Origin of the sequence: Nostoc sp. (assembly GCF_036917415.1) — a bacterium.
Classification (GTDB): domain Bacteria; phylum Cyanobacteriota; class Cyanobacteriia; order Cyanobacteriales; family Nostocaceae; genus Nostoc.
The window spans coordinates 24,021-36,738 of sequence record NZ_JBALDJ010000092.1; the positions used below are offsets into that span (position 1 = coordinate 24,021).

Sequence of the window (12,718 nt, forward strand, 5' to 3'; positions counted from 1 at the left end):
TATCTGCAAACTTTATTAAACTCAGTATATGTAATGGCGTAAATCTAGCTACCATTTCAATTAACTAAACAAATTGCTTGAGCAACTTGTTAAAGGTAGACAAACTTCCGCCACAGTGGACTAGCAACTTGAGTTAGATTTAGATTTTGAAATACCCTTTGGGGTTTTATTTTAAAATTGGAAATTTTGTATTGCTTATGAAACGGCGCTCATACATGCTTCTAGGATTTTTCCTCAGCCTTCTTTTGACTCTTGTGCCTTTGTCAGGTAATTTCACGAATGCTGCAACACCAACAGCAGTCACACCTGTCTCTGCTCTCTCATTCACACAAGGAGTGCAAAAAACGGTATTAGACAATGGTTTAACGGTGCTAACCAAAGAAGTTCATACTGCTCCAGTGGTGAGTGTGCAAGTTTGGTATAAAGTTGGTTCGCGCAACGAGGTTAAGGGAGAGAATGGTATTTCTCACCAGCTAGAACATTTGATGTTCAAAGGCACAAATGACCGTCCAGTACAGTTTGGACGGTTGTTTAGTGCCTTGGGTAGCCAGTTCAATGCTTTTACTAGTTATGACGAAACAGCTTACTTTGGCACAGTGCAGCGAGACAAATTGGAAGCACTGCTGACACTGGAAGCCGATCGCATGGAAAACTCCTTAGTTGGGACTGAACAACTTACCAGTGAAAAGCGGGTGGTAATTTCCGAGTTACAAGGGTACGAAAATTCCCCAGGCTATCGTCTGAGTCGGGCAGTGATGCGAGCTGCTTTCCCCAATCGAGCCTATGGCTTATCTGTGGGAGGCACAAAAGCCGATGTAGAGAAATTCACGGTTGAGCAAGTACGGAATTATTACCAAACCTATTACAGCCCAGAAAATGCCACATTGGTGATTACCGGGGATTTTGCCACAAAACCTGCACTCAAAGTTGTCCAAGAAACTTTTGGGAAGTTATCGCAACGAGAAAAAAAGAATCCGGTACTCCATAATGCCAGCAGAGCAATTGATAATTCCTCGGCATCTTCTTCCATTGCCGACGCTTCCCCATCTACCCCTGTTGCTAAAAAAGCGCCGATAGTCCTCAAGCAACCTGGAAGTGCAGCACTATTGCAAACGGTGTATCCTCTGCCAGATATCAAACATCCTGATGTTCCGGCAATTGATTTGATGGATGCCATTCTCACAGGTGGACGTAGTTCTCGGCTTTATCAGGCTTTGGTGGAATCTGGACTCGCTAGTTCAGTCAGTGGCGGTGCTGCCGAACTCATCGAACCGGGTTGGTATGAAATTAATGCTACAGCGGCTCCCGGTCAAGAATTGGGGAAAATTGCCCAGGTACTCCAGGAATCTTTAGCAAAATTGCAACAGCAGCCTGTTACCTCAGAAGAATTGAACCGGGCAAAGACGCAACTGCAAGCTTCTTATATTTTGGGGAACCAAGATATCACTAGTCAGGCTAATCAACTGGGATATAACCAAACGATCGCCGGGGATTATCATTTTATTGAAAAGTATCTGGCTGCGATCGCTAAAGTCACTCCTGCTCAAGTGCAGCAAGCAGCAAAAACTTACCTCAATCCGGCTCAACAAACCATCGGCTTCTTTGAGCCGACTCAACCAGATGGTAAACCAGGGAGTTCTAACGCTGGTTCTGGACGCACGGTAGAAAATTTCAGCCCTGGTAAGCCTGTAGATCCAGCAGAACTGGCAAAATATCTGCCACCTGCTACATCAGATACAGATTCTAATAAACAATCACTACCAGAAGAGTTTACCTTAAAGAATGGTTTGAAGGTTCTGCTGTTGAGCGATCGCAACCTTCCCACCATTAACCTGAGTGGACAAATTGACGCTGGTACTGAATTTGACGGCAATCAAAAAGCTGGATTAGCGAATCTAACTGCAAATAACTTAATGAATGGGACGCAGACTAAAAATGCTCTGACCCTAGCAAAAACCTTAGAAGACCTGGGAGCCGGTTTGAGCTTCAGTGCTAGCCGTGAGGGAACTAACGTTAGTGGTGAGGGACTTTCAGCAAATCTGCCAATATTGATTCAAACTCTGGCAGATGTGTTAGAAAACGCCACTTTCCCAGCCGATCAGTTAGAACTGAGTCGCCAAAGGGCACTGACAAGCCTAAAAGTCCAGCTAGATGACCCTAGAGGACTGGGACGACAAGTATTCCAGCAGGCAATTTACCCTGAAAATCATCCGTTCCACAGCTTTCCCACAGCCGAGAGTTTAAAGACCATTACTCGTGATGATTTGCTTGGTTTCTACCAGACACACTACCGACCGGATACCACGACGATCGCAATGGTTGGAGACTTCGATCGAGTTAAGGTAAAAGCTTTGCTAAATGAGGTGTTTGGTAAATGGCAAGCCACAGGTAAGCCACCTGTTCTCAAAATCCAAACCGTACCATTTCCGCAAACTTTGACACAACTAAACAAAGTAATTCCCGGTAAAGCTGAGGCTGTTACTTACATTGGCTACAACGGCATCTCTCGAAAAGATCCACGTTATTATGCGGCACTAGTGCTAAATCAAATTTTGGGTGGTGATACCTTAGCCAGCCGCCTCGGTACGGAAGTACGCGATCGCCAAGGTCTAACTTATGGTATATATAGTGGTTTTGCCGCCGGGATCAATCCGGGGCCCTTCTTGATTCAAATGCAAACTGCTCCTCTTGATGCTCAAAAAGCGATCGCCAGTACTCTCGCTTTACTAAAACAGTTGCGCGAGCAAGGAGTAACTGAGGCTGAATTTAACACAGCAAAACGCTCAATTACCAATAGCTACCCTGTGGATTTAGCTAATCCTAGTAGTGTATCAAGTATCATTTTGGATAATGCTGTCTTGGGGCTTTCACGGTCAGAAATCCGAGAGTTTCCTCAACGGATTCAAGCAGTTACTATGACTGATATGCAACAAGCAATTGAAGATTTAATTAAGCCAGAAAATCTGGTGATTGTCACCGCCGGCCCTGGAGATGCTGTAACCAAAGGCAACTAATTAGGGATTTCCAAGAAATAAATTATCCCAAAAAACGAACCACAGAGACGCAGAGAACACAGAGAGAGGAGAGATTAAGAGGATTTTTGCGTCAGTTTTGGAATATTTTTTTATTTGGAAGTCCCTTACCTCAGATAAGTAGGTCGGCGTAAATAATTATTGTTGGGATAAGGCAGGGGGCAGGGAGTAGGGGGAGAAGGAGTTTGAGCCTTATTTACTTTTCTTCACACAGTTTGGTTTTATTGCACCGACTTACTTATACGCAAGCATGAAAACCCCAACTTATTAAAGAAGTTGGGGTTTTCATTGTTCACCAATGATTTTGGGATAGTTTTGCGTAAGTCCTATAAAGTCTAAATTGAATAAGACACTGGGAAAGACTTTGCATCTTTTGGCTTTACATACACTCGCTGTAGAGGTTCTAACTCTAAGTCATTAAAGCGATCGCGTGTTAAATGCGCTGTCAATACTTGTCCATCATCGAAAGTTAATTCTACCTGAATTTCCCAACCCAAATGTATCAATCGGCTTACTGTTGCAGGTGTAGTGGTACCGTTAGCGATCTTTTCTAAAATCACATCTTGCGGACGCAAAAACACTTGTGGGTGTGGCGCATCAAACCCGCTGCTTTGAAAAATCTTCGAGGTGCTGGGTAAAACATTCACTGGGCCGATGAAGCTCATTACAAATGCCGTGGCGGGATTATCGTAAATTTCGGCTGGTGTCCCCACCTGTTCCACACGTCCTTTATTCATCACTACAACCTCATCGGAGACTTCCATTGCTTCCTCTTGGTCGTGGGTGACGAAAACTGTGGTAACATGAACTTCATCATGGAGGCGGCGTAACCATGCTCGTAAATCTTTGCGGACTTTAGCATCGAGTGCACCGAAGGGTTCATCTAGCAATAAAACTTCCGGTTCTACTGCCAATGCCCTTGCTAAAGCTACCCGTTGTCTTTGACCACCAGAAAGTTGTGATGGATAGCGATCGCCTAATCCACTCAATTGCACCAATTCGAGTAACTGTTCTACCCGCCCTTTAATCTTCTTTGGCTGTGCCTTACGAATTTCTAAGCCAAAGGCAATATTTTGTTTGACAGTCAGATGCTTGAATAAGGCATAGTGTTGAAACACAAAGCCAATATTTCGTTGTTGCACACTTTGGTATGTAGCGTCTTTACCGGTAAGCAGGATTTTACCGCTATCTGGCATCTCTAAACCTGAAATTAACCGTAATAGCGTAGATTTACCCGATCCCGATGGCCCTAGCAACGCAACTAGCGAACCACTCTTAATTTCCAGGCTGACCCGATCGACTGCCTTGAAACTCCCGAATTGTTTGGAGACGTTCTCAACTACTATACCCACTGCTGCTGTACCTCTGCAACTAAATCTACAGATCCTTGGTAGGATTACTGTGTCTTACATATACCATACATTGTTATTTATGGATGAACAAGATTTAGCTACCGCAACTGCCGCACTCGAGGAAGCTACAATCAGGAGCAAAGTGTGAGGAACCTTGGGGTTGAAGAAGTTCTCTAATCTGTTTCTGGAAGAATTGCCAAGAATCATCCAAAGATCGCGGCTTATTCTTAAGCAGGGAAAATGGCAAGAGGTTAGATACAAAAGTGAAGAACGTACCGCATCAGGAGTCTATATCCAGAAGACTTATTTCCAACTGGTGGGCTGAGGGAAGTATCACCTGGTGATATAGAGATTCTCGATCCACAACCTTACAACGATTAATACTAAGGGTAGTAATTGGGTTGGCTGACAAAAATTATACCTGTAAATTTTCCATTCTCCACTCCCCATTCGTATCGAAACATTAAGGAATATTGCATTTGTGCAGAAACCTGGAGGAAAAGCGCCAAATCACCCAAAAGACCGTGGTAGTATGCTCTCGGTAAATGTGAAGATTGGGAGAAAGACCTTTGACACTACGGGTTGCTGTTATTGGGTCAGGCCCTGCTGGTTCATCTGCCGCAGAAACACTGGCAGCCTCTGGGATTGAAACCTACCTGTTTGAGCGGAAGCTAGACAATGCAAAGCCCTGTGGGGGTGCAATTCCTCTATGTATGGTGAGTGAATTTGACTTACCACCAGAGATTATCGATCGCCGGGTACGGAAGATGAAAATGATTTCGCCTTCCAATCGCGAGGTTGATATCAATCTGATAAATGAAGATGAATATATAGGAATGTGCCGCCGGGAAGTGCTAGATGGCTTTTTGCGCGATCGCGCGGCAAAAGTCGGCGCAAATTTAATTAATGCCACTGTTCATAAACTTGATATACCAGGAAACAATACCGATCCTTATACCATTCATTACATTGACCACACAGATGGGATATCACAGGGTATTGCCAAAACTCTGAAGGTGGATTTAATTATTGGGGCGGATGGGGCTAATTCTCGCGTTGCCAAAGAAATGGACGCTGGGGATTACAATTATGCGATCGCTTTCCAAGAGCGAATTCGCTTACCCGAAGACAAAATGGCCTACTACAACGACCTCGCCGAAATGTATGTCGGTGATGACGTTTCTACCGATTTCTACGCTTGGGTTTTCCCCAAATATGACCACGTAGCAGTTGGTACTGGTACAATGCAGATCAATAAAGCCAGCATCAAACAGTTACAAGCGGGTATCCGCGCTCGTGCTTCTGAGAAGCTAGCAGGCGGTAAAATCATCAAAGTCGAAGCCCACCCTATTCCTGAACATCCCCGTCCCCGTCGTGTTGTTGGTCGCATCGCTTTGGTGGGAGATGCTGCTGGTTACGTTACCAAGTCCTCTGGTGAAGGTATTTATTTTGCCGCTAAATCTGGGCGGATGTGTGCCGAAACCATTGTAGAAGCATCTAATAGTGGTAGCCGTATTCCTACAGAAGGCGACCTCAAGGTTTACCTGAAGCGTTGGGATAAGAGATACGGACTCACTTACAAGGTGCTGGACATTCTGCAAACCGTATTCTACCGTTCTGACGCCACCCGCGAAGCTTTTGTGGAAATGTGCGATGACCTTGATGTACAACGGCTAACATTCGATAGCTATCTGTATAAAACGGTTGTCCCAGCTAATCCCATCACCCAATTGAAAATTACTGCCAAAACGATTGGTAGTCTAATTCGCGGTAATGCTCTTGCACCTTAATTGAGTGCAAAGGACTGGGACTTGCAACAAATAAATCACCAATTTTGTGGGGTGGACATCTTGCACGCTTATTAATCAAAGCGGGTGAGACGCCCACTCCACAATATATATCAATACACCCCTTTAACTACCGTATTTCAGGTAAAAATAATTCTGGAAAATCACGTCTGGGTCATACTTGCGCTTGAGGGCGAAAAATTTAGTAGCTTGTGGATAAGCTCTATGAAATTGTTCCGGTGTGGCATGAAGACGATAGGGAAGATAGTATTTACCACCGACTGCTAGGGCTGCCTCAATCAGTTTTTGGGTCATTAGCTGCATTTTTGCCTCCCCCTCTGGAGTGCGTTGCTGATGAAACAGCATCACCAATCCAAAAACTTCCCGATCGGCATATCTGAGAAAACTGTCGTTATCTTGGTGAACATTTCGTACCGTGACATTGAGCAAATCCCCTTCGTTCTGGGGAATAATGACGCGACACTTCTCTAAAAACGCTTCCAGAGATTTAGGAGGAATAAAGTACTCATGCAGGATATCAGTCTCTGCCTGGTGACGATTTTCAAATAAGGTGGAGGGACGGTTAAGAATCTGGTTTCTCAAAACCCGGTTTCCGGCTTCTCCCCCAACGATTTTTTCTAATTGCCAGCGCAAGTTTTTACCATAGTCACTGCCAATGCTGCCACGGAAAACCGTCCGAGTTAATCCAGAATCTGGCTGTTTTTCTAAAGCGATAATAGCCTGAGTTGCTTGGGGAATTTTGCGGTAAGTGGTGAGAATAGCTTCTTGTAAAAAGCTTTCCGGTGCAACAGAAAGTCTACCGTATGCCATACCAATATTGGCTGCACCATCTACCCGTTGCCGATAGGTATCAATATAGTTCTCGCTCTTAATCACGAACCGTTCAGCTATATACGTCTCATTAGGTACTACTCTCAAATCCACGTCAAGAACGATCCCGAATAGTCCGTAACCACCTAAAACCAGAGAAAATAACTCTGGGTTTTCCTGTCTGGAACAGTTTACAATCTTGCCACTTGCCAGCATTAACCGGAAACCTTCAACCGTGCTAGCAAAGGGAGGATTATTATGTTGCCAGCCATGAGCATTGGCACTCATCGTGCCGCCGACAGAAAAATCGTTGTTGGACTGCATGACGGCGACAGAATAGCCACGTTCATTTAGGTAAGGAATAAGATCAGACCATTTAGCTCCTGATTGTACCGTCAGAATTTTAGTTGCCGGATTGAATTGCATCCGGTTGAAGTTAAGCATCCCCAGTGAGATGCCTTTAGCATACAGCGTGTGACCACCCATAGTATGGCGTGAACCTGCGATCGCTACTTTCTTACCTTGACGTAAGGCATCTCTAAGTACAGACTGTAATATCACCTCAGTAACTCCAGGCTGACTCTTAACCTGCTTAATTGTCACCTGTGTCTGATTCAGGTGACTGGCATCATCAACCGTACCAGGAGGCAGAGGTTGACGATCGTCGCGATCGCTCCAAGCTGTTAAAGTTAGGTGAGCAACAGGTCTGGCAATGACTGTCAGGGCAATAGCGGTAACTGCCACAAGGACAAGCAGGATAATCTTCAGCCTGTTTTTTAACGATTTACTCCGGTAGGAACGCTGCATAACCTGGATTGAAGGGGCAAAATAGAAAACATGACGATTGAACCCGATTCCTCTAATCTACCAACCCCAAAACCAGTTCCCGAAAACGACTTGCAACCGGATGACTTTGACGGTAGTTCAACTGAGAAAAACTTAACTTCAGAAGTACTAGCGGCGATCGCATCTTTAAAATCTCCGCAACATACAACTGCTTTACAACAAGCCCGTTCTGACTTCAAGGAACCCATTACCAAGCAATTCACAGTTAAGCCAAGGGCATTGCTGATTACTCTAATAGCGATCGCCATCACCTTCATTGGAATTATCCTTAATAACTGGATCGTTGGCATTATCGGAACGCTGATGGCTTTGCTATTATCCCTCGCGATATTATTGCCTTGGTTACAAGAAGTTTTAGACGAGTGGTTTTCACCCCAAGAACGCACCCTGTTTGTTGCCTTTTTGGGACTAATAGTAGCTATCATCGGCACGATCAGATTCACAGGTGTAGGCGATCGCTTACTGCTTTTAGGACGCCAGATTAACTGGGAAACTGCTGGTAGCCTAGCAGAATGGTTTGGCGCTTTGGGGCAAATTCTGATTGCGATCATCGCTGTTTACGTAGCATGGCGACAATATGTCATTTCTAAAGACTTGACAATTCAGCAGAATATGCTGACAGTTCAGCAAAATATTATCACCCAGCAACAAACGATTGATTCCTACTTCCAAGGCGTTTCCGACTTAGTATTAGATGAAGAAGGATTATTAGAAGATTGGCCCCAAGAAAGAGCGATCGCTGAAGGACGCACTGCGGCAATTTTAAGTAGTGTCGATGGTAGTGGGAAAGCGAAAATTCTCCGTTTTTTGTCACGTTCAAAGTTGCTGTCACCCCTAAAACGCGATCGCTTATTAGGTCGAGCCATTCTCGACGGTACTGGCGGATATGCAGAAGACCGTCTCGAAGGTGTGCGCGTCATCGATTTAGGTGTAATGCTAGCCGCAGCAGACCTTTCTGGTACTGATTTGCGTTGGACTGACCTCAGCGAAGCTAATCTTGTCCGTGCCAATTTGAGCGGTTGTGATTTAGTAAAAGCCAACCTCTCCCGCACAATTTTATATGGTGCTAATCTCAATGGTGCCGACATCAACGGGATTCGCCTATTCTACGGTGTAGTAGATAAAGCATCACCCCGCAGTCGCACTGAACCACCAGATTATCAAATCGGCGAACAAACTGGCGCTGTGGTAGAAAATGCCGATTTCAGCAATGTGCAACGGATGTCTGAGTCTACACGTAACTACTGTTGCACTTGGGGTGGCGAAAAAACTAGAGGTACTATTCCTGGTGGTTGTGAAGGCATTCCTAATAAATTGGGAAGATAGTTATAAAACTAGATAAAAAATTAGTTAGCCGCATTAAAAATCTGTTGTGCAGTTAAATTTAATTGGGGAAAAGTAGGTGATGAAATCGTGGTGTTACCTTGAAACGCTGTCATTTGATATTCACCATCAACTAATTCGCATACAAAAATAGTGGGTTGTTTGGGATTGCCGATAAACTTTCTTGCACCCAATGCAGCATAATCAGCAATCCAATATTCGGGAATGCCCATTTCTTCTCTTCGAGACGCTACGCGAGCATAATCTCCAAATTTATTGTAGTAATCATCTCGCCAGTTAGTTGAAACAACTTCAATAACTATTGGAACCGATGCTGCTTGGCTTACTGTTGACTGTTTTTGAAAAAGCGGTTCATTGTCGAGATTATCAAGATTTAGCAGCAACACATCAGGCGAATAAGCAGATTCGGCAGAAGGAGTTTTGACCAATGCGGTTTTGGGTATAGTGTAGGGAAGATTCAGGCGATCAAACTCGACAGTTAGCTTATGGGCTATAAATCCTACAACTTTTTCATGCGAACCGGTCGGAGGCGGCATTTCAATAATTACTCCTTTGTGCAATTCATAGCGTTTTCCATCGTTGGGATACCACTCAATAAATTCATTGAAAGGGAGTAATTTGGGTAACGCTTGGGTCATAATCCTACCTCTATAACAGAGAGCGCTGAGAAAAAAACAAGAGATTTTACGACATCCTTAAGCGAAGGAAATATAAGTCTTTCAGGAATTGGAGCTAGTGGCTTTAGTTCCTTCCAAATGAAAGGAATTTTTCATCATAATGTTGTCATACAGCCCAGTAATTCTCGCCTTCAGGTAGAGTGAGAATTTCAACACCATCTTCCGTTACAGCTAAGGTATGCTCGCATTGAGCAGAAAGCTGGCGATCGCGCGTTACCGCAGTCCACTTATCGCCCAGAACCTCGACTTCGTAAGTGCCTTCATTAATCATTGGCTCAATGGTAAAAACCATCCCTGGTCTGAGGCGTTTGCCCTTACCCCGTGTGCCATAGTGGGGAACATCCGGCGCAGTGTGGAAAATATTACTGATGCCGTGTCCAACAAAATCTCGCACGACAGAAAAGCCTTGTCCTTCAGCATACTCTTGAATAGCTGCACCAATATCGCCAATCCGTCCCCCAGGTTTAACTTCAGCAATCCCCAGGCGCAAACACTCTTCTGTCACCTCTACCAGCTTTCTCGTTTTTGGAGAAGGTGTACCAACAAAGAATGTCTTGGATGTATCGCCGTGATAACCTTCAACAATCGGCGTTACATCAATATTAATAATGTCACCATCTTTGAGAATTTGCTTGGCGTTAGGAATGCCGTGACAAATTACCTCATTGACACTAGTGCAAATCGATTTAGGATAACCCTTATAACCAAGGGGTGCGCTTTTTGCTCCATGAGCTTGCGTCCAACGTTCGGCTTCATCATTTAGTTCGAGAGTGCTAACCCCTGGCTTTACAAACGGTTCTAGATGCTGAAGGAGTTTAGCTGCCAAACGCCCAGCTTGACGCATTTTGTCTAATTCTCGTTGGGATAAAATAACAATTAGTTCGGTTTTCATTAACTTTTATCTAGATATCTTTCATAAACATAGTTAGCCCTGTCTGTGCAGCTCTTTGTGCAGCATCAGCAACCTTGAGGGTATACAAGCTCTCCTCCGGGGTAACGTACAAAGGAGTCCCATCAAAAAGATGGTCTAACACCATACTCGTGTCTTTGGCGAACAAACCCCGGCGAGGGCCAACCTCTATAGATGTTGTTTCCCCCGGCTGGACAAATATTCCGGTGTCGCCATCAAAAATTAAACCACCTTTTTCACCGTGAACTTCAAACTTGCGTTCTGATTGCCAAATACTTTCGCCTTTGCCGTATACTACTTGGGCTAAAAGTCCACTGTCAAAGCAGAGTTGACTAGTACACAAGCAGGTTTGGTAGTATTCCGGTTCTATTTCCCAATATCGCTGGTGACAGTTAACAGTAAATACTGTACCAAATAAATTGATGAGGCGATGTATGCGAGACAGGGCACCAATTAAGGGAAAGCCGAACAACTCGTGGTTATAAGTCCATTTACGAGGTGCGGGATTTTGGGGATTGATGGTGCTGTAGCGAACATAAAACACTTCACCAACTTTGGCTAAGTTTTGCTTCAAGGCTTGATGCAAACCACCCAAAAGTTCTAGATGTTCCACGTGCAAGAGTTTTTTTTGTGCTTTGGCTAAAGCAATCAGTTCCTCTGCTTCGACTACATCCAACGAAAGGGGATACTCTATAATTACGTGTTTGCCATTGTTAAGGGCTGCACGAGCGATCGCACCATGATCTCGATTAATAGTGGAGATCGCTACTAGGTCTATATCTTCACGCTCTACTAGCTCTTGCCAAGTACTCAAGACTTCAATTTGGTACTCTCTGGCAAAGGTTTCGGTTTTTTCTCTTGTATGACCAACAACTGCGACTATGTGCGATCGCTCATCATGGAGCAATGCCTCAGCCCGAAACTTTGCCACATACCCAGTACCTACCAAACCTACACGCACTCTTGCTTTTTCCAAAGCTGCTTCTGAATTATACACGATCCTTATTTGTTCTGTTTTTGATCTTCCTACGCTTCTAGTGGTGAGATTCTCTCTTCATAGGAGTTCACCAGTCTAGACTCTACACCATTCCTCTTACCCCCTCAAGGATAAATCAGACTTTAGTTGAAGCTATATAATTACGTTTAACTCAAAAAGGAAGACTTCAAAAGAAAGTCCCCTTTTAGTCGATAACGTCAGAAATTTGTGAATATAATGAGCAAAAATTGACAAAATAAAAGTTACATTTCTACTGTACTGTTATGTTTCTTTCATTTCTAACGGGCGTATTTAATCAGATTAGAAAATGAAACAGCCCTACGAACCTTTTCTACGTAAGTTTTACAAAATACAGGGAACATTAACCTTACTCATGTTTACTTTTCGATCATATAATTTTTTCTAATCACAACCTGAGTTGAGTCGAAAATAATATAAAGAAAACTTATCGGGATTAAGTAACTAAATTTCATTACTAATCGGGTTCAATTTCCAGGTACATCGTTTAGTTTTTCTCGTAGTATCAGAATTGAAGCAAATTTAAACCAACGGCTAATTCTACAGAACAGCCGTGACCTTTGCCTTAAGATAACTTATACTGCCGTTTGCAAAAGAGAGGATTACTCAATGCCAACTTATAAAGTGACACTAGTCAACGAAGCCGAAGGTCTGAACCAAACACTTGACGTTGATGATGATGTCTATATTCTAGATGCTGCCGAAGAAGCTGGTCTTGACTTGCCCTACTCTTGCCGCGCTGGTGCTTGCTCGACCTGTGCAGGTAAAATCACCAAGGGTACTGTCGATCAGAGTGACCAGTCATTCTTAGATGATGAACAAATAGAAAAAGGATATGTACTGACTTGTGTTGCTTACCCAACCTCTGACGTAACAATCGAAACTCACAAAGAAGAAGAACTTTACTAAGAGTTAAGCGACTCA

Annotated in this window: 9 protein-coding genes; 4 read left to right on the forward strand and 5 right to left on the reverse strand. The window is 43.9% G+C overall.

The annotated features are described in order from the left end of the window. Positions 1–197 precede the first annotated feature (197 nt). The gene (locus V7K41_RS19585; RefSeq protein WP_334850805.1) at positions 198–3,014 is read left to right on the forward strand and encodes a M16 family metallopeptidase; all 2,817 of its coding nucleotides are present in this window, start codon (positions 198–200) and stop codon (positions 3,012–3,014) included. A 353-nt stretch (positions 3,015–3,367) separates the two neighbouring features. On the opposite strand, the gene V7K41_RS19590 is transcribed toward V7K41_RS19585, so the two are convergent. Then, positions 3,368–4,384 carry a sulfate/molybdate ABC transporter ATP-binding protein gene (locus V7K41_RS19590; RefSeq protein ID WP_334850807.1) on the reverse strand — a complete coding sequence of 339 codons (1,017 nt, stop codon included), beginning with the start codon at positions 4,382–4,384 and terminating at the stop codon, positions 3,368–3,370. A 569-nt stretch (positions 4,385–4,953) separates the two neighbouring features. On the opposite strand from V7K41_RS19590, the gene chlP reads away from it, so the two are divergent. Next, the gene (chlP, locus tag V7K41_RS19595) at positions 4,954–6,174 is read left to right on the forward strand and encodes a geranylgeranyl reductase (RefSeq protein ID WP_334850809.1); all 1,221 of its coding nucleotides are present in this window, start codon (positions 4,954–4,956) and stop codon (positions 6,172–6,174) included. A gap of 123 nt (positions 6,175–6,297) precedes the next feature. On the opposite strand, the gene V7K41_RS19600 is transcribed toward chlP, so the two are convergent. Beyond that, positions 6,298–7,746 carry an FAD-binding oxidoreductase gene (locus V7K41_RS19600; RefSeq protein ID WP_334850811.1) on the reverse strand — a complete coding sequence of 483 codons (1,449 nt, stop codon included), beginning with the start codon at positions 7,744–7,746 and terminating at the stop codon, positions 6,298–6,300. A gap of 93 nt (positions 7,747–7,839) precedes the next feature. Here V7K41_RS19600 and V7K41_RS19605 point away from each other — a divergent pair, with 93 nt between their 5' ends. Beyond that, entirely contained in the window at positions 7,840–9,174 is a 1,335-nt protein-coding gene (locus tag V7K41_RS19605; protein WP_334850813.1) for a pentapeptide repeat-containing protein, read from the forward strand. Between the two features lie 20 nt (positions 9,175–9,194). On the opposite strand, the gene V7K41_RS19610 is transcribed toward V7K41_RS19605, so the two are convergent. The 3 genes from V7K41_RS19610 to V7K41_RS19620 form a co-directional block, all read right to left on the reverse strand. Beyond that, positions 9,195–9,830, reverse strand: a complete 636-nt coding sequence (locus V7K41_RS19610; protein ID WP_334850814.1) for a Uma2 family endonuclease — start codon at positions 9,828–9,830, stop codon at positions 9,195–9,197. Between the two features lie 145 nt (positions 9,831–9,975). Further along, positions 9,976–10,761, reverse strand: a complete 786-nt coding sequence (map, locus tag V7K41_RS19615) for a type I methionyl aminopeptidase (protein ID WP_334850816.1) — start codon at positions 10,759–10,761, stop codon at positions 9,976–9,978. Between the two features lie 10 nt (positions 10,762–10,771). Further along, positions 10,772–11,776: a Gfo/Idh/MocA family protein gene (locus V7K41_RS19620; RefSeq protein ID WP_334850818.1), complete on the reverse strand. Its 1,005-nt coding sequence runs from the start codon at positions 11,774–11,776 to the stop codon at positions 10,772–10,774. A 627-nt stretch (positions 11,777–12,403) separates the two neighbouring features. Between V7K41_RS19620 and V7K41_RS19625 the strand changes: the two genes are divergently transcribed. Continuing rightward, on the forward strand, positions 12,404–12,703 hold the full coding sequence (locus V7K41_RS19625; protein WP_334850819.1) for a ferredoxin: 300 nt from the start codon (positions 12,404–12,406) through the stop codon (positions 12,701–12,703). The last annotated feature ends 15 nt before the right edge of the window (positions 12,704–12,718 follow it).

Coding starts and splice junctions, on each gene's coding strand:
- V7K41_RS19585 (WP_334850805.1), top strand. CDS start 198: ATGAAACGGCGCTCATACATGCTTCTAGGATTTTTCCTCAGCCTTCTT.
- V7K41_RS19605 (WP_334850813.1), top strand. CDS start 7,840: ATGACGATTGAACCCGATTCCTCTAATCTACCAACCCCAAAACCAGTT.
- V7K41_RS19610 (WP_334850814.1), bottom strand. CDS start 9,830: ATGACCCAAGCGTTACCCAAATTACTCCCTTTCAATGAATTTATTGAG.
- map (WP_334850816.1), bottom strand. CDS start 10,761: ATGAAAACCGAACTAATTGTTATTTTATCCCAACGAGAATTAGACAAA.
- V7K41_RS19625 (WP_334850819.1), top strand. CDS start 12,404: ATGCCAACTTATAAAGTGACACTAGTCAACGAAGCCGAAGGTCTGAAC.